Genomic DNA, 19,211 nt, shown 5'->3' with positions numbered 1-19,211 from the left:
AGATATAAAAATACATTTAACTGAAAATTATGAAAAAACTGTTATTAATTGTTTGCCTGTTTTGTATTGGCACTTTAGCTCAGGCGCAAGATTATGGTACGGGAATCGGTATTAGAGGGGGATCAGCAAATGGATTGACGATCAAACATTTCATTAAGAATAATGCTGCCCTTGAGGGTATTATTTCATCGAGATGGCAAGGTGTGAACCTAACCGGTTTGTATGAAATTCACGCTAGGGCTTTTAACGAACCAGGTTTTAATTGGTATTACGGCTTTGGTGGTCATATTGGCTTTTGGGATGGTGATCATGCGCATTGGGGAGATGATGGTAAGGACTACACAGTACTTGGATTAGATGGTATTTTAGGTTTGGAATACAATATTCGTGAAATTCCGATTAATTTAAGTGTGGACTGGAAACCTGCCTTGAACCTGATTGGCTATTCAGGCCTTTGGGGTGATGGGTTTGCACTCTCAGTCCGATATGTATTCTAATAAGAACTGAAAAACAATAGAAATCCCAACCTGCAGGCTTGCAAGTTGGGATTTGTTATTTATTGACAATCAACACTTTTTCATTAACTTTAAAGGATGAGAAGTAAAATTTAAATCCCCCAAGTATGAAAAAAAGTATTTTTATTCTGGCAATTTCATTTCTGTTTCTGTTCAGCTGTGCTGATAAGAAAACGAAGAATGAGAAAAAAATGACTGCTCCCAAACTCGAGAATTCAACAAACGAAATGAATCAAATCGACTCTGTCACCCTTCAATTAGAAAAAGCAAAGGATGATATTGATAAAGCTGCCAAAGAAGTTGACGAATTATTAGACGAATTATAATCTAAACAAGAACAGTTATGAAAAAGTATATGATAATTCTATTGTCCTTTTTTCTAATGGTTTGTACAAGCCAGATAACACTTGCGCAAAAGGGAAAAGACAAAAAGGAAAAAGCAAAAACTGAAAAAGCAGTGAAGATGAAAAAAGACTCTTTACAAAAAATGAGTAAAGAGAAAAAAGAACATCTGGAAAAAAAAGAGCATGCCGAAAAAGCTAAAATGAATAAGGATAAGGAAGAGCTTAAATCCGAAATGGATAAAGAAGGACATGCTTATGGTAAAAATAAAGAACTTAAAGGAAAAGAATTTGGACAAGAAAGAGCTCGTCAGGCAAAATTGCTAAAAGAACAAAAAGCTGAAGAGCTTGACAAAGCGATTAAAGAAAAAGACAATAAAATAAAAACAGCAAAGGAAAAAATTAAACAGTCGAAGGAGCAACTCGAAAAAGACAAAAATGACAAAAAGCTTTCTGAAGAACAATACAAAGAGAAAAAAGACAAAATTAATCGAGCTGAAGAAAAACTAAAAGAGCTTAAAGAAAAAGTAGAAAAAGCGAAAGTTCTTAATGAAGATTAAATTATTTTAGAAAAGGCTCTACTCCAACACTTAAATCCCAACAAGTTACAGAAACAGGTTGGGATTTTTTTTGTCCAAACATAAAAACAAAAATACGGGTACAAAACAAGGTTATATGACATTTTCACTATTTTTAGCAATCCAAAACCGAACCTGATAAAAACAGTAACTTATGAAACAACTGACTTTTTTTACTCTTCTATTTATTTTATCTTCTGTTAGCCTATTGGCTCAAACCGACTATTCTGATTCCAAAACAACTCAAATTGTGATGCTTGGATCGGGCAACCCCAATCCCAGTCCGTCACAGTCAGGTTGCTCAGTAGCCATCGTTGTAAATGACACCCCATATATTGTCGATTTTGGTCCGGGTTTAATTAGACAGGCAGCTGCCATGAGTCCCCGGTATAAAGGCAAAATAAAAGGGCTTGATATCAAGAATATCAAACACGCTTTTCTCACCCACTTGCATTCTGACCACACGACGGGTTATCCCGATCTGATTCTCACTCCTTGGGTGATGGGACGTAATGAGCCTCTTGAGGTATATGGCCCCGAAGGTATTAACAAGATGACCAATCATATATTGGAAGCTTACGAAGATGATATCAAATACCGTTTATATGGATACGAACCAGCCAATAATCAGGGATGGCGCGTCAACAGCCACGAGTTTACAAAAGAAGGACTTATCTATAAAGATGAAAATATTAAAGTTGAAGCCTTTCCTGTACCACATGGAACATGGCCTAATTCCTGGGGATTCCGGTTCACAACACCTGATAAAGTCATCGTATTATCAGGTGATTCCGCTCCATCTGATAAAGTCGTTGAATATGCTAAGGGTGCAGACATCCTGATTCATGAAGTTTATTCCAAAAAAGGATACGATACTAAAAATGATTTTTGGAGAAACTACCACAAGCATAATCATACTTCGACCCTTGAGCTTGCCGCTATTGCGAATCAGGCCAAACCGAAACTTATCGTGTTATATCATATTCTATTTTGGGGTTCTGACGACAAGAAATTACTTGATGAAATTTCAACAACTTATAAAGGGAAAGTCATTGTAGGTAAAGATTTGGATATCTATTAAAATTTGGAAGTGCATACAGAATTAATCCCAACCTATTAAGCCAGGTTGGGATTTTGTTTTTGTACAGATTGTAGCTTGGCAATAAGGCCGATTACATATTTCTACGGTACTTACCTCCGACTTCGAAAAGAGCATGGGTAATTTGCCCAATAGAGCAATACTTAGCCGCATCCATCAAAGTTTCAAAAATGTTCTGATTGGCTATAGCTTTCGCTTTTAAATCATTCAGACTATTAGCCGCCTCTTCCGAATAGGTTTCATGCAAGCCTTCTATCGAAGCAATCTGGTATTCTTTCTCTTCCTTAGTTGCCCGAATCACCTCTTCGGGAATAACTGTAGGAGAACCTGTACTTGATAAAAAGGTATTCACGCCAATAATAGGCAAATCGCCCGAGTTTTTAAGGCGTTCGTAATAAAGCGATTCTTCCTGAATCTTATTTCTCTGATACATGGTCTCCATTGCTCCCAACACACCGCCACGATCGGTAATTCGATCAAACTCGAGCAAAACGGCCTCCTCAACCAAATCGGTCAGTTCCTCAATAATAAAAGAGCCCTGCATGGGATTTTGATTCATGGCCAAACCCAATTCGTGATTGATAATCAACTGAATAGCCATAGCCCGTCGAACCGATTCCTCAGTTGGTGTGGTCAAGGCCTCATCATAAGCATTGGTGTGCAAGGAATTGCAATTGTCGTAAATGGCATAAAGGGCCTGCAAAGTGGTTCGAATATCATTAAAATCCATTTCCTGAGCATGCAGCGAACGACCCGAAGTCTGAATATGGTATTTTAGCTTCTGAGAGCGTTTGTCAGCCCCGTATTTAAACTTCATGGCCTTGGCCCAGATCAAACGGGCAACGCGGCCTAAAACGGCGTATTCGGCATCCACACCATTCGAGAAGAAAAAAGAAAGATTGGGTGCAAAGGCATTCACATCCATTCCCCGCGAAAGGTAATACTCCACATAGGTAAAACCATTAGCTAAGGTAAACGCCAATTGACTAATAGGATTAGCCCCCGCTTCAGCAATGTGGTAACCCGAAATAGAAACCGAATAGAAATTACGTACCTCATGATCGATAAAATAAGCCTGAATATCCCCCATCAACTTCAATGAAAAATCCGTTGAGAAAATGCAGGTATTCTGAGCCTGGTCTTCCTTCAGGATATCAGCCTGTACAGTGCCACGCACACGGCTCATGGTTTCTGCCTTTATCTTTTGATAAACCTCTTCAGGCAAAACCATATCTCCGGTCACACCCAATAGCATTAAACCAAGCCCGTTATTTCCTTCAGGAAGCGGCCCCTGATAGCTGGGTCGTTTGGCTTTTCTTGTTTTAAATATGGCTTCAAGTTTTTCTTCAATTATCTTCTCTAAACCATTCTGTTTAATATACAATTCGCATTGCTGATCAATAGCTGCATTCATAAAATAAGCCACCATAGTAGCCGAAGGACCATTAATGGTCATCGATACAGAAGTGATGGGTGACATCAAATCAAAACCGGAATACAATTTTTTCGCATCATCCAGACAAGCAATTGAGACCCCTGCATTTCCAATCTTACCGTAGATATCCGGGCGATCATCGGGATCTTCACCATAAAGGGTTACCGAATCGAAGGCTGTAGACAAACGAATGGCCGGCATTCCTTTTGACAGGTAGTGAAATCGCTTATTGGTTCTTTCGGGACCACCTTCGCCTGCAAACATTCTCGTTGGATCTTCCCCCTCACGTTTAAAAGGGAAAACACCTGCTGCGTAAGGAAATTCACCAGGCACATTTTCTCTTAAATTCCATTTCAGAATGTCCCCCCATGACCGATATTTGGGTAAAGCAATCTTAGGTATTTTATTATGCGATAAGGTCTCACCACAGGTTTCAATTTTAAAATCTTTTCCCCGAACCTGATAGGTATAATAATCAGCCGAAAAACGTTTCTGCTTCTCAGGCCAATTGTTTATTAGTCTCAGATTTTCTCTGTCCAGCTTCTCTTCATATTCTCCAATTAACTGATCTAATTTTCCAGTCAAAAGCTTCTCATCTTTTCCCCCCGAATGAATGCTTTCCTTTGATTTGTGCAGCGAATACAATTTGTCTGCTGTTACAGATTGCTCTTCGCTGCGTTTATTATACAATCGAACCGTTTCTGATATCTCTGAAAGGTAACGAACCCGAGAAGGTGGAATCACCTGAATCTTTTCACTAACCCCCAATTTATTGGCCCCACTCAAATCAAATTGACCCGAACTAATCGCATTTAATTTCTCACAAATGGATAAGAAAAGGGCATTTACTCCCGGGTCATTAAACTGAGAAGCGACCGTTCCATATACAGGCATACTCCCTGGCTCAGATTCCCATAACAAATGATTCCGCTGATACTGCTTTCTCACATCACGCAAAGCGTCCAAAGCTCCTCGCTTGTCCGACTTATTTATGGCAATGATATCTGCATAATCCAACATATCGATTTTCTCCAATTGTGTGGCTGCACCAAACTCCGGCGTCATCACATAAAGAGAACAATCCGAATGATCGATAATCTCGGTATCCGATTGCCCAATACCAGAGGTTTCCAGAATAATGAGATCGAAACCGGCATTTTTAGTGATACAAAGCACATCCTTTATATGTTTGGATAAAGCAAGATTGGATTGACGCGTACTTAATGAGCGCATAAAAACCCGAGGGGAATGCACCGAATTCATGCGAATACGATCACCCAAAAGTGCGCCACCCGTGCGCCGACGCGAGGGATCTACCGAAATAACAGCCAGTTCCTTATCAGGATAAACCTCCAAAAAACGGCGAATAATCTCATCAATCAACGAAGACTTACCGGCTCCCCCCGTACCTGTAATGCCCAAAGTTAAAGCCTTTGAAGCATTTTCAGATTCCCGAAGAATGGACATGATATCTGCCACGCCATCGGGATAATTCTCAACGGCCGATATCAGTTGCGCTAAAGCAAGATGATTGTGCTTATCTACTTCCTTTGCAGATAGATAAACATCTTTTCCTGTTGGAAAGTCACAATTCTCAAGCAGATGATTAATCATCCCCTGCAAACCCAATACACGCCCATCATCCGGGGAATAAATCTTAGAAATACCATAGGCTTCCAATTCCTCTATCTCAGAAGGAAGAATCACACCACCTCCGCCTCCAAAGATTCGAATATGTTCGGAATCCCGCTCAATCAATAAATCTCTCATATACTTGAAAAATTCATTATGCCCTCCCTGATAAGAAGTTACAGCAATTGCCTGAACATCTTCTTGAATAGCACAATCGACTATTTCCTGAACCGAACGATTGTGTCCTAAATGAATCACTTCGGCACCTGAAGCCTGAAGAATGCGACGCATAATATTAATGGAAGCATCGTGACCATCGAATAACGAAGCTGTGGTCACAATTCTAATCTTATTTTTGGGTATGTACATAGATATTTGCTTTGGTTAATAGCATATTTCGATTTATAATATACAATAAAAATATGAATCCATCCAGTTGTCAAAATTGAATATCCTACTTAATAACAAACTCTTAGCATTCGCGAAAAAATAAAAGAGTTTTTGGTATTTTATTCTTACCTTTAAGCTTACTCCTACACATACTAAAAACTGCTGCCATCATTATTTAATGAATAAAGTTTATCTAACCGATACTCATGGACAAAGCATTTTTAGAAACACTCGTTTATCTTCATACTAAAGATCTCTACTCTTGGGCCTTTCATAATACTTTCCGGACAGATATAGCCGAAGACTTGGTACAAGAAACCTTTCTGACCGCTTTAGAGAAAACACACCAGCTTAAAGAGGATAGCTCACCCAAAACGTGGTTGTTCTCTATACTGAATCTCAAAATCATCGATTTTTATCGCGAAAAACTCAACTCAGACAATTCAGCTAAAATCAATGGATTACCCATTTTCTTTAATCAACAAAAAACCTGGTATTCTCACAAGAAGCCACAAGCTTGGCATAAGGATGAAAAAGAGGTGCTTAACGACGAAGAATTCCAATTTATTCTCAAAAGATGCCTTGAGACTTTACCCGAAAATTGGCAAACCTGTGTCAAACTGAAACATCTATCAGAAAAAAAGGACGAAAACATTTGGCAGGAAGTGGGAATAAACACGACTAATTTTTGGCAAATCGTTCATCGGGCAAAGCTCAAACTCAGAAATTGTATTGAAACCCACTGGCTAAAAAAATAAATGATGATAACAAAGATAAAACACCTGTTTTTCCTCTCTTGCCTTAAAGCAAGCGAACTGATAGAAAGAGATATTCATTTCAAATTAAAGCATAAAGAAAAGCTTCAACTAAAGATCCATAAACTACTATGTAATAAATGCAAACAATACCACAAACACAGTTTATTAATCGAACAATGCATTCATAATTTGAAGAACAAAGAAGCTATGACTGTTGATTTTAAGAAACTGGAAAAACGGATTATTATCAAGATGAGGAATATCTAAATTCACTCTAAATGCTTATCAATAAATTGCTCCCATTCCGTCAAAATTCATTGAAAAAGTCAGAATGTCTCGTGCTTTCGTTCAAAATTCAATAAAATCTAGTTATAGAGCCACCAAATAAAATTATAAATTGAAGTATATCTATTTATTTAATCCCCAAAGCTCATTTTTAAAAGGCATAAAATCATCTTTTGATTATTCCAATATGCTTCATACTGAAAAACCCACTTAAAGTAACACGTTTTCTATCTTATGTTTTTTTAACAATTATATCATCTGCTTTAAATTCAAGTTATATCAGGCATTAATCTGATTAAACACATAATTTAAACATTAATCAGCAGAACACAGATCTAAAGCCAATTTGAATTTTACTATATTTACTACAGTTTGTAAAATATCATATTTTATAAATACCAAACAAATCAAAATAACAATCACTAAAACATTTAACATGAAAAGAAACATTGCATTTTTCTTTCTGGTGGCAGTATTAGCTGTATTTACAGCCTGTAGCCCCAAAGAGAAATTTCAATCAGGCGAAAAGTACCATGGATTTACTCTGGTCGAGAAAAAATTTGTGGAGGAGGTAAATGCCAACTGTCTGCTATTTAAACATGACAAAAGTGGGGCTCGATTGCTAAAAATTGCTGCCGACGATCAGAACAAGTTGTTTAATATCGCATTTAAAACAACCCCTCAAAACGATTGTGGCACACCTCACATTATGGAGCACTCAGTATTGAATGGCTCAAAAAATTTCCCTGTAAAAAGTCCTTTCGATATTCTGATAAAAGGTTCCTTAAATACCTATCTGAATGCCATGACGGGTTCTGATTTTACTACTTATCCGGTAGCAAGTATGAACGATAAGGATTATTTTAACCTGATGCATGTTTATCTTGATGCGGTTTTTAACCCCAATCTTCGTACAGATCCGAAAGTTCTTCAGCAAGAAGGCTGGCACCACGAACTGGCCAGTAAAGATGAGGATGTGGTTTACAAAGGTGTGGTTTATAACGAAATGAAAGGGGCTTTCTCGAATCCTGGTAGAGAATTGGGCTACCAGATTAACAAAATCCTTTTCCCGGATAATACCTACGGCGTTTCATCGGGAGGTTACCCCAAAGCAATTCCAAATCTAACTCAGGAAGCATTTGTAGCCTTTCACGAAAAGTATTACCACCCGGGTAACAGCTACATTTTATTATATGGTAATGGCGATTTAGATAAAGAACTGCAGTTCATCGATACGGAGTATTTATCAAATTACAATTTATCAACTGAAAAAATAGAGATTCCTTTGCAAAAGCCTTTCGATAAGATGAAGGAAGCCGAGAAAACCTATGCCATTTCGGATGGAGATTCAACTAAAGATAAAACGTTCTTAAACATGAGTTTTGTTGCTGGCGAAGGAATCGATATTGCTTTAGGTTTAACTTTCGATGTTTTAGCTGATGCACTTGTCAATCACGAATCAGCTCCCCTACGTCTGGCTCTACAGGAAGCAGGCATTGGTCGCGACGTGAGTGCTTATTACAACCAGACAAAACAAGGTGTTTTCGATATCACTGTAGAAAATGCCAACCCTGAAGATAAAGACCGCTTTAAAGAAATTGTTCTTTCAACGATGAAAACGGTTGCCGAAAAAGGCTTTGATAAAACCATGATTGAAGGCATTCTGAATCGTATGGAATTCAATATGAAAGAAGGCAATACACCTCAAAAAGGGATGATGTATTTGTTCCAATCTTATCAAAGCTGGATGTTTGCTGATAATCCTTTCCTTGGCCTTGAGTTTAATAAACCTCTGGAAGAGGCTAAAAAAGCGCTGACGACAAATATTCTTGAAACAACTACAAGCAAATATCTGGTAAACAACCCACATGCCTTATTGATGGTTTTAAAACCAGAACCTGGTTTACAAGCAAAATTAACTGCTGAAACAAAGGCTGAATTAAAAGCATTTAAGGATGGCTTAAGCGACGAAGAAAAAGAGAAGTTAATTGAGCAAACACAAGAATTGATTGCACATCAAAAAAGAGAGGATACACCTGAAGCGATAGCGACTATCCCAATGCTTGAATTGGCAGATATCAATAGTGATATTGAGTGGTTTGGCATCGATAAAAAGAATATTTCAGACGTAGAGGTCTTACATCACAACACCTTTACCAACAATATTCTATACAGCAACTTATATTTCGATATCCGCACATTACCTCAGGATCTCATTCCTTATGCAGAACTCTTATCTTCCTTCTTAGGTAAACTGAATACAGAAAATTACACCTACGGCGAACTGGATAATGCTTTGAATATTCAAACAGGTGGTTTCAACACATATACAACCACTTTCTTGGAAAATCACTCTGATGACAAGATCATTCCAAAATTTGCCGTTTATACTAAGGCTACAGCTGAAAAGGCTGAAAAAATGTTTGAATTGGCTAATGAGATCATTAATCATTCAAAACTAAATGATAAGGATCGTTTAAAAGAACTGCTTACTCGTCATCAATCCAGAGTTGACTCTGACATTAAGAATAATGGTTTAGGTTATGCTATGACTCGCCTTCGTTCTTATTACTCAACATATGGTGCTTACAGTGAAGAAACCAGTGGATTGGATTACTACCGTTTCGTAACTGATTTATCAGAGAATTTCGAGGCAAAAAGCGACGAGCTTATTGCAAATCTTGAAAAAACAGCCGCTTTACTTTTCACCAAAGAGAATATGATTGGTTCAGTAACCTGTGATGAAAAAGATTTTATAGCCTACACAACAGGCATTAAAAACCTTGCAGGAAACCTTAAACAAGGATCTCTTAGTCTAAACAATTGGAAATTTGACTTCAAAAAGAAAAACGAAGGTTTAAAAACGGCGTCGAAAGTACAATATGTCGTTAAAGGTTACGACCTGAAAAAACTGGGATACGAATACACTGGTAAAATGAAAGTTCTAAATCAAGTGCTTTCAACTGACTGGCTTCAAAAACAGATACGTGTAATTGGTGGTGCTTACGGTGGTTTTTCAGGGATCTCAAATAGTGGCAATGTTTATTTTGCTTCTTATCGCGACCCTAATTTATCAGAAACCATCAATAATTATAACAAAACTCCGGAGTATTTGGAAAAGTTTGATGCCGATGCAAAAGAGATGACTCGTTATATTATTGGTACAATTTCACGAATGGATGGCCCTATGACAGCTTCACAAAGAGGAAATCGTGCCATTCAGTATTACTTCGAGAAAACAACACCCGAAGAGTTAAAAGCTGAGCGCGCAGCCGTTTTGTCAACCACACCGGAAGATATTAAAGAAATGAAAAAAATGGTGGAAGACATTTTAGCACAGAATGCTATTTGTGTGTATGGTAACGAAGCAAAAGTAAACGAAAATGCAAAACTTTTTGGCAAAGTAATCAGCCTTAAAGAATAAATAATTGTTTATATTTCTAAAACAAAGGAGCCTGTACAGGCTCCTTTATTTTTTCACACTCTTCAAACATTTAAAACAAAATCGAACGCGCTCCCTCTCTCCCTCGCATATTGAATATTTATTGAGAATCAAGATATTGAAACCTCAAAAAAAAGAAAATGTCATGAGAAAACGATTAACCTATCTATGTGCCTATCACTACTATACTTATAAATTTATTTTTCATTAAAATCATCCTACTAAACCTTTCATAATATTAATATATGTAATTTTGTTGAAAGAAAATACTAAATCAAAATTCAACTATATTCGTACTAAACTAGAATATACTCTCTGATATGAAAAGCTCATTCCTCATCTCAATTCTATTATGTTTTATCTTTATTTCTTGTAAAAATGACACGGAAAAACAAGAAATCAAGACAACTTCAGTTAAGACATTATTAGTTGAAGAATCGAATACTAATGGAGTTTGGGTTACTGGTACAGTTGAAACACCAATAGGTGAACTCATACAGGACTACGGATTCATTTATTATTTAGATAATTATTTCTTTGAAATGCCAGATGAAGCATTAGTTGAAAAATTATCATTGGGATCACCATCAGACAACAATTTTGAGTTTGAGGGTATTTTAACGGAAAATTTACTTGAGAATAGAAGATTTGTCGTTCGGGCATTTGCTAAAGTTAATGATATTATAAACTATGGTGAAGAAGTAGAGTTTACTAGCTATAGAGGATCTAGTGAGGATAAATTAACTTTTAGTCCTGACTCAGCAAATATTGGTGATACCCTAATAATCAAAGGACACTATTTTGGAAACAGAAATTTTGTGGAATTTGATCTCGTTAAATCAGTCCCTTTTTCGGTTTGTGATACCTCTATGAAAGTAATTGTTCCCAAAGGAATGGAAAAATGTAGTTTTAAACTAAAACTAAATGTTGCTGGCCAAAACGTATATACTAATAATTTGTTCACAATTAAAGCTCCCAGAATTGATTCTGTTTCGAAATCTAAAGTGGTTTCCCGCAATGAAATCAATCTCTATGGAGTAAACTTTAGTACAATTAAACAAGTAAAAATTAATGAGCATAAAGTTAATACATATCAATACACTATGGATTTGGTAACTGACAGCCTTTTAAAAATCAGAATACCAATGAATATACCTTTGGGTAAACTATCCATTTCCTTTGATTATTTAGATCGCGAAATTACTTACCCTGATCAACTTGAAGGTATTCTACCAATAATTGAATCTTTTTCTCCAAAGAAGGTTTGGTATAACGACACACTGCTTATTAAAGGAACAAACCTACTAGGAATTTACGATTTTGAGCACCCTAAATTAGATAAATATGATAACTCTAATAAGATCATACAACAAACTGATAGTTTAATTCAGATACTAATTAAAAGACCTGTACTAAAACAAAAAATTAAAGCAAAGTATAATAGGCATATTATAAACTCCGATAAAGAGCTGTGTTGGCTAGAACCAAGTATCGAATCGGTAAATAAACAAACAATTTATGGGGATGATGAAATTTTAATAAAAGGTGAAAATTTCATTAAAGAGACTGAAGTAAAAATTGGGGATAAATATTGTGCTGTAACATTTATAAATGAAAATACTATTTCTGTAAGAACATTAGCCTATCCTGGTCCTCAAAACATATCACTTCATTATGAAGGTTTCTTCGACACCATAACACCATTCGTCTTGAATGTGCTACCTGCGAAAATTCTCGATGTTCAGCCTAAAGTACTCATGCGTGGACAAGTTTATACAATTACAACAGAAAACGTGAATCCTAATTCAGAACCTCATATTGAAATCCTGAATAAATACACAACACAAATAGAAAAAAGTGATAATAGCTATAAAGTCCTATTTGATTCTGATCATTATATTTCTATTGATACTAAACCCGAAATTAGCTTACAACATGGTAGCCAACTTGCAGAATTTACTGAAGGGCTAGCCTATAAAAATCCCTGGGAACCAATAAAAGATAAAAGTTATCACGATTATGTCACATACCTGGGAAATATAAATGAATCCCCTCTCATTTTTTCAGATAGGAAGCTATATCTTTTTAATCCCATTAGTGAAGAATGGGAATTTAAATCTGATTTTTCATATCCTATGAATGGATTTTATAGAACCATATTTCAAGATAAGTTGATAATATTACTGCGAAATGATAATAAAATAACACTTAAATCATACGCCATATTCGATAAAGAATGGAAAACAGAATTTATAATTAGTGATAGTGAAGAGTTTAGTGGAAACCTTTTCTCATTTGAAAAAGGGGATGAATTATTTATTGGGAATAAAAGCATGCTAAAATCATTTAATCTAAAAACTTTAAAATGGAAGAATAAAACTCCTATCCCTTCAATCTCAAAATGGCAGAGCAAACCGTTAACATTCGAAATTGGGAATAAAATCTATTTCGCAGTTACTACTTATTATGATCCATACGGAAAACAAGAAGAACAAGAAAAATCTTTCATATATGATTTCACAAATGACTCCTGGGAAGAAAATTATAATTTCACTTTGAATATTCTTTCAAAAAAAACCGTTGCTATTAAAGATCAAAAGGCGTTTATAATTTCTAAAGGATGGAACCGAGTCCATTTTCTTCATATTTTTAATTCTGTAGACAACACATACGATTCATATGTACCTCCTACTGGAGCTGGGACTAATTCTGCTTGTTTTATTTATAATGAATTTTTATATTTCATGAACTCCTACAACAACAATATATTTATAAATAAGTGCCACATTAACAAACTAATACCAATAGACAATTAGTATCTTTCAAATGTATTTTGTATGAATTCTATCACTAAATTACAATACGCAAACATGTAAATAAAACGGCATAATTTTTATATATAAAAAAAACTAAGGAGGTAAATCAAATTAAAAACTATGATTCGCATTATTTTTTCACATCACAAAAAAACCTCCCCAGTCGAATTCTTATTGTATCTTTAATGGAAATCAAGAGATTGAAATCAAAAAAAACAAGATGCCATGAGACAAATATTAATCTGGGCGTACTGCCTACTTCTTATAATTCCCTTAAAAGCTCAGGAGGTTCCTGATGTTTATTCCAATATAGGATCTGATGAGAAGGGTGTCTTTCTACAAATATCCAATCAGAAGATATACGCACAACCCGCCGACGATTATTTCCGATTTACCAATTTCTACACCAATATAATAGGAACAGAGACAGGACTGGAATTCAATTTTAGAATTCCTGATCTAAATGGAACACTCTACTATGGTTTTATCAACTATGAGGATGGTCAATATCCTCAACCTGTCTATTTTAGGGAAAGTACTCCCATTGCTAATGGTAAAACCAATATTCCCATAGCAAGGAAACTATCAGACAGATACGACATGATTGGTTGGCAAAAATCCGGAAAAGGTATCCTTGGCTACCGAATAATAACCGATAAAGGTATGATTCTCTATGATGGAAAAGCAGCATTCATCTATAAGGATAAACTGTTCACTGCTACCCCAACTGCCATCGAAGGACCATTTGTCAATAAATTGACTCACAAAAGCTGCGTGATTTCATTCACTACGTCTCAAGAGGTGAAGGCAAGTATAAAAGTGAACGATAAGACTTTCAGAGACAAAAAGGCTAAATTAGTTCACGAAATTGAAATCAACAATCTGGAAGCTGGAACCAGATACAAGTATAAGTTATCACTGGGCGAATTTGAGTTCAATTATAATTTTGAAACAGCACCTATACCCGGAAGCCGTAAAAAGTTTACCTTTGCTTATGGTAGTGATTCCCGCTCGGGACAAGGTGGCGGTGAACGGGATATTTTTGGCACCAATGCCTATATCATGAAACGCATTGCTTCGCTTAGTATGGCTGAAGGAGCCAAATTTGTTCAGTTTACAGGCGATCTGATAGATGGTTACGAGGTGAGTCGCCAACGCATGAACCTGCAATATGCCAACTGGAAACACGCAGTAGAAGCCTATTGGCATTATATCCCTTTTATACCGGGATTCGGAAATCATGAAGCCTACAACTATATCTTTCATGATACCATCAGGGATTTTAATTATCTGATCGATCATTTCCCCTTTGCAAATGATTCGGGAGAGTCTCTTTTTCAGGATAATTTTGTATTGCCTGAGAATGGTCCCCGAAGCGAAGATAATTCGCAATACGATCCTGATAAGAGTAAGGATGATTTTCCTTCCTATAAAGAATCGGTTTTTTGGTATACCTACGACAATGTAGCCATGGTTGTACTGAATTCAGACTACTGGTACAGCCCACAGGGCTTGAGCGTTGTCAGTGGCAACCTGCATGCCTACATTATGGACAATCAGATGAAATGGCTGGAAAGAACCTTGAAACGTTTAGAGAAAGACGAAAACATTGATCATGTATTTGTGACAGTACACACCCCCTTTTTTCCAAACGGGGGGCATGTAAAAGATGATATGTGGTATAATGGCGACAATCGAATGAGACCTACAGTCAATGGAAAAACATACGAAGAAGGTATCATTGAACGCAGGGACAAACTACTGGATATCATTGTAAATAAAAGCACAAAGACTGTAGCCGCACTTACGGGTGATGAGCATAACTACAACATGCTTACCATTACCGAAGAAATGGATCGCTATCCGGAAATCTATAATCATAAGAAAGTGAAACTGTCAAGAACGTTTTACCAAATCAACAACGGTGCAGCGGGTGCACCCTACTACGCCCAGGAAAAAACACCCTGGATGAAACACTTACGCAATTTCTCCACTCAAAATGCACTTGTGCTTATTGATGTAGACGGAAATAAAATAAAAGTTAGAGTAAAGAACCCCGATACACTCGAATTGATAGATGAATACGACTTGAGAGAATAAAACATACAAATAATATTAAGACCTAACGAACTTTCTTCTATTCAATAAAGTTTGTTTAAATATGTCCTTCCTTTTCTTCACCAAATCGTCAGAATAAACCTTAGTCATGAGATTTTGAAATTCATCTTCTAATTCCTCAACACTAAAATTTTTAGGTTGATAAGTGACATCGAATAAAGTACACTTATCCCAATAATCAGTCAATAATCGCCCCTCATTTTTTAATTGCTGATATAAATCAGTACATGGGAAAGCTGTCAGAATTGTAATTTGTACATCCGACAAATTACTTTCCTTTATAAACTTTTCAGTCTCTATGAAAGTTTCTTTCGTATCAGAATCGAATCCCAGTACAAAGCATCCGTTTACTGTAATTCCATATGACTGTATCTTATCAATGGCCTTCGAATAATTTTTAAATTGCTTAGACTTCCATCCGCCATCTAAGCCCTTAATACTATTAAAATTGATTGATTCAAAGCCAATAAGAACTTGTATACAATTGGTTTTTGCCAATAATTCTAAAAGTTCATCATCGTAAGCAATAGAAATATCCGTTTCGGTAAACCATTTCATCTTATAATTAGCAAAAAGCCTAAGCAAATCCTTAGACCATTCTTTATCCACAAAAGTATTATCATCAGCCAGTTCGATAAAAGGATCATCCCATATCTCGAAGATCTTATCCAGTTCCTTTTTGATTAATTTAATAGGCTTCTTTTTATAATCACTAATACTTCTTGATGCTGCACAAAAATGGCAATCATGCGGACAACCTCTGGTGGTTTGAATGGTTAATCGGTTATACTTGCTTATATCCAGGAGATCATAAATTGGCACTTTTGAATCCTCAAGCTGAAAAGCCATTTGAGGCTCGTTCAAAGAACTATATAAACTTTTTAATGCCTTATTCTCATAATCATTTAATAAAACTTCCCAGAGTCTTTCGCATTCCCCTTGAACAACCGCATCCGAATAAACCATAGCCTCATCAGGTAATGCAGAGGCGTGTAAGCCGCCAATAACAACAGTTATGCCCTGTTTCCTGAACCGTGATGCGAGTTCATAGGTTTCATTAATTCGGGCAGTTAAAGCCGAGAAAGCAATGATATCTGGCTCTTCACTCAATATTTCCTCAATATCATTATCGGAGTAACGATCCAACTCGCGATATATAACGTCCCAATTTTCGGGTGTATGAGCTGCAAGGGTTAATAAACCCAAACTTGGCAAGCTCGCAATTACACGGCTACGATCAACAAAACCTGGCAGGGTTAATCCAGTCTTAAATAATTTTTCATTGAACACCCGTACACCACTCATTGCAATTAATATGACTTTGTATTCTTTCTTCATTTTACGAGGTATTAAAAAGAAGGTGATTACGTTCTATAAAGTTAAAGCATTTATGGTAAAACATTTTCATTACAGACAGCCGATCATTAATCAAAATCATGACTGTTAGCTATTTATAATCACTCTGGATTATATCAAACCTAGAGAAAAAGACACAAGTTCCGTAACTTTATAAGTCAGGTTTACGAACTAAATTATAATGTTATGAGCAAATTAAAATATTACAAAGGCTTATTTCTGGTAGCGGCAATCTATGACCTTATTTTAGGGCTGGTTTTTACCTTCTTTCCAAAATCCGCCTTTGATTTAATAGGTATTCTGGAGAAAGCACCTGGCTTTATGGGTTATCTTAGTTTGATAGGTGCGTACTTACTTATCATTGGCATTGCTTATTTATTAATCTACAGAGGTAACCTGAATAAAAATCTGGATTTGATTCTTATTGGTTTACTGTACAAATTCGCCTACTGTTCTATCGTTTTTTATTATTTTATAATTGGTGACTTACCTCACATCATCTTTTTGGTTCTTTTTGGATTTATCGATTTAATCATGCTTATTCTGATGATTGAATGCTATGTGACGGTGAAAAGGAAGATTGAGATTTAATTATATTCTCACCATAAACTTCGACTAATGACTGAGATAAACTTATACGCAGCATGGATTGGCATGTTGTTAGGTGGAATACTGGGTGCTGTTCAAGGTCTTTTCTTTCACAAGGAAGAATGGTTAGGAGGCTATGGCTCTTGGCAAAGAAGAATGATGCGTCTGGGGCACATCTCGTTTTTCGGCATTGCCTTTATAAATATTGCTTTTACTTTTACGGCTAAGAGTTTAAATATTGAGCAGGAAGTGCCCCTTCCCTCGGCACTGTTTCTAATTGGAGCCATTGGAATGCCTCTAATTTGCTATTTATCTGCCTTTAAGAAACCCATTAGACATCTTTTCTTTATTCCTGCACTTTCTATTATTGGTGGAATAATGAGTCTGTTATGGATCATTTATAAATATTAAATTTTTGAAATTAGTCTGGAAGCAAAAGGTTCTACTTTTAAAAATACCAACCGACTTTAAGTGATATCTCTCCTTGAAACCTTTTAATTCTACTCAACAGTACTAACATTCATATCTATTCAATAAAAGACAAAAAAAAATTACTCCCAAAACGGACTCCATTACAGTATTATACACATTCATGTAACTATGCGCAATAGTTGTAACCTATAGGATTTCAATAACTTGAATTCTATCTTTGTCGAGAAATAAAACGTAAATACATCATGAATATCAAAACATTTTTAATCGGAACCTTATTATTACTTTCAGGAATAAATAGTAAGGCTCAAATTAATAAGAGTAATATGAAAAATGAAAAAGAAGTAAAAGAGCAGGTATTCCCAAGAACATTCTCACACATTGGGATTACCGTTCCTGATTTAGATAAAGCCGTAAAATTCTATACTGAAGTAATGGGATTTTATGTAATTATGCCGCCTACAGAGGTAAAAGAAGAGAATGAAACCGCAATCGGTAAAATGTGTATTGATGTCTTTGGCAAGGATTGGGGTACATTCCGAATTGCACACTTGTCAACTGGTGATCGAATTGGGATTGAGCTGTTTGAATTTAAGCAAAGTAAAGATTTAAAACCTCGTTTTGAACCTTTCCGTACGGGATTATTTCATTTTTCAGTTCAAGATCCAGACGTGGAAGGTTTGGTTGAAAAGATTGTTGCAGCAGGTGGTAAGCAACGCATGCCCATACGCGAATATTATCCTGGAGAGAAGCCTTACCGCATGTGCTATGTGGAAGATCCATTTGGCACTGTCTTCGAAATCTATTCGCACTCCTACGAACTTCACTATTCTGAAGGCGCATATAAGTGATGCTCCTTTGCAAAATCCTGACCCCATTTATCCATCGAAAGGATGATGGGGATTAGTGATTTTCCACTTTGGGTTAATTCGTACTCCACTTTTGGAGGGCTTACCGGGTATACCGTTCGTTTAACTAAGCCGTCCTTTTCCAATCCTCTTATCGAATAAGTAAACATCCTGTTGGAGATATCCGTAATACTTTTCTGTAGGTCTCCAGACCTCATGCCACCATCCTTAAGATGAAAAATAATCAAACTCTTATATTTATCACCAATCAACTGTAAAACAAAGGCTAAAGAGCAATAGTAGTCTTTATCTTTATAGATTATCCTTTGGGAATGTTTGTTTTCCATTCGTTTCTAAGTAGTCTTAATTTTTAATAAAGTGTCAAGATAGCACTATTGAGCGTAAGCACTCTTATAGACTCATGTTTTGATATTTATTTGAAACTAAGATAACTATTTTAGTATGATATTTAATATCCCAATTCAAGGGTCTAAGCCTTTCGATATCCTTTAACACAGATGAAAGATTAAAGGTTTGAAATAGACAAGTCCGGGGAATTCTATTGATAAAAAAACACT

The 19,211-nt window shown here is 36.1% G+C and carries 15 protein-coding genes; 12 read left to right on the top strand and 3 right to left on the bottom strand.

The annotated features are described in order from the left end of the window. The first annotated feature begins 29 nt into the window (after positions 1 to 29). From EO244_RS05900 to EO244_RS05885, 4 genes are all read left to right on the top strand, one after another. Entirely contained in the window at positions 30 to 497 is a 468-nt protein-coding gene (locus EO244_RS05900) for a hypothetical protein (protein WP_164977420.1), read from the top strand. Positions 498 to 622: 125 nt separating this feature from the next. After that, the gene (locus EO244_RS05895; RefSeq protein ID WP_129253734.1) at positions 623 to 841 is read left to right on the top strand and encodes a hypothetical protein; all 219 of its coding nucleotides are present in this window, start codon (positions 623 to 625) and stop codon (positions 839 to 841) included. A 17-nt stretch (positions 842 to 858) separates the two neighbouring features. Further along, positions 859 to 1,416, top strand: a complete 558-nt coding sequence (locus EO244_RS05890; RefSeq protein WP_129253733.1) for a hypothetical protein — start codon at positions 859 to 861, stop codon at positions 1,414 to 1,416. Positions 1,417 to 1,588: 172 nt separating this feature from the next. Continuing rightward, positions 1,589 to 2,515 (top strand): MBL fold metallo-hydrolase, encoded by a 927-nt coding sequence (locus EO244_RS05885; RefSeq protein WP_129253732.1) that lies wholly within the window; start codon positions 1,589 to 1,591, stop codon positions 2,513 to 2,515. A gap of 91 nt (positions 2,516 to 2,606) precedes the next feature. Here EO244_RS05885 and EO244_RS05880 read toward each other — a convergent pair whose 3' ends face one another. Continuing rightward, positions 2,607 to 5,969, bottom strand: a complete 3,363-nt coding sequence (locus EO244_RS05880; protein WP_129253731.1) for a methylmalonyl-CoA mutase family protein — start codon at positions 5,967 to 5,969, stop codon at positions 2,607 to 2,609. 227 nt (positions 5,970 to 6,196) lie between these two features. On the opposite strand from EO244_RS05880, the gene EO244_RS05875 reads away from it, so the two are divergent. From EO244_RS05875 to EO244_RS05860, 5 genes are all read left to right on the top strand, one after another. Further along, complete coding sequence (locus tag EO244_RS05875) at positions 6,197 to 6,748, top strand: sigma-70 family RNA polymerase sigma factor (protein WP_129253730.1); 552 nt, start codon at positions 6,197 to 6,199, stop codon at positions 6,746 to 6,748. Between the two features lie 3 nt (positions 6,749 to 6,751). Continuing rightward, positions 6,752 to 7,015 carry a hypothetical protein gene (locus EO244_RS16890; protein ID WP_164977419.1) on the top strand — a complete coding sequence of 88 codons (264 nt, stop codon included), beginning with the start codon at positions 6,752 to 6,754 and terminating at the stop codon, positions 7,013 to 7,015. A 454-nt stretch (positions 7,016 to 7,469) separates the two neighbouring features. After that, complete coding sequence (locus EO244_RS05870; protein ID WP_129253729.1) at positions 7,470 to 10,457, top strand: insulinase family protein; 2,988 nt, start codon at positions 7,470 to 7,472, stop codon at positions 10,455 to 10,457. Between the two features lie 338 nt (positions 10,458 to 10,795). Further along, positions 10,796 to 13,291 (top strand): IPT/TIG domain-containing protein, encoded by a 2,496-nt coding sequence (locus tag EO244_RS05865; protein WP_129253728.1) that lies wholly within the window; start codon positions 10,796 to 10,798, stop codon positions 13,289 to 13,291. A 225-nt stretch (positions 13,292 to 13,516) separates the two neighbouring features. After that, complete coding sequence (locus tag EO244_RS05860) at positions 13,517 to 15,391, top strand: metallophosphoesterase family protein (protein WP_129253727.1); 1,875 nt, start codon at positions 13,517 to 13,519, stop codon at positions 15,389 to 15,391. 15 nt (positions 15,392 to 15,406) lie between these two features. Here EO244_RS05860 and EO244_RS05855 read toward each other — a convergent pair whose 3' ends face one another. After that, positions 15,407 to 16,747, bottom strand: coding sequence for a B12-binding domain-containing radical SAM protein (locus EO244_RS05855; protein WP_129253726.1), 1,341 nt, complete (start codon positions 16,745 to 16,747; stop codon positions 15,407 to 15,409). Between the two features lie 204 nt (positions 16,748 to 16,951). Between EO244_RS05855 and EO244_RS05850 the strand changes: the two genes are divergently transcribed. The 3 genes from EO244_RS05850 to EO244_RS05840 all read left to right on the top strand — a co-directional run bounded on the left by EO244_RS05850 (position 16,952) and on the right by EO244_RS05840 (position 18,636). Next, on the top strand, positions 16,952 to 17,356 hold the full coding sequence (locus tag EO244_RS05850; RefSeq protein WP_129253725.1) for a hypothetical protein: 405 nt from the start codon (positions 16,952 to 16,954) through the stop codon (positions 17,354 to 17,356). Positions 17,357 to 17,383: 27 nt separating this feature from the next. Beyond that, complete coding sequence (locus tag EO244_RS05845) at positions 17,384 to 17,764, top strand: hypothetical protein (protein ID WP_129253724.1); 381 nt, start codon at positions 17,384 to 17,386, stop codon at positions 17,762 to 17,764. Positions 17,765 to 18,030: 266 nt separating this feature from the next. Next, the gene (locus EO244_RS05840) at positions 18,031 to 18,636 is read left to right on the top strand and encodes a lactoylglutathione lyase family protein (RefSeq protein ID WP_206734500.1); all 606 of its coding nucleotides are present in this window, start codon (positions 18,031 to 18,033) and stop codon (positions 18,634 to 18,636) included. Here EO244_RS05840 and EO244_RS05835 read toward each other — a convergent pair. Further along, positions 18,612 to 18,980 (bottom strand): winged helix-turn-helix transcriptional regulator, encoded by a 369-nt coding sequence (locus EO244_RS05835; RefSeq protein WP_129253723.1) that lies wholly within the window; start codon positions 18,978 to 18,980, stop codon positions 18,612 to 18,614. The genes EO244_RS05840 and EO244_RS05835 overlap by 25 nt on opposite strands. Between the last annotated feature and the right edge of the window lie 231 nt (positions 18,981 to 19,211).

The organism is Ancylomarina salipaludis (assembly GCF_004122035.1).
Taxonomy (GTDB): Bacteria; Bacteroidota; Bacteroidia; order Bacteroidales; family Marinifilaceae; genus Ancylomarina; species Ancylomarina salipaludis.
This window is presented reverse-complemented; position numbering and strand designations above follow the sequence as displayed.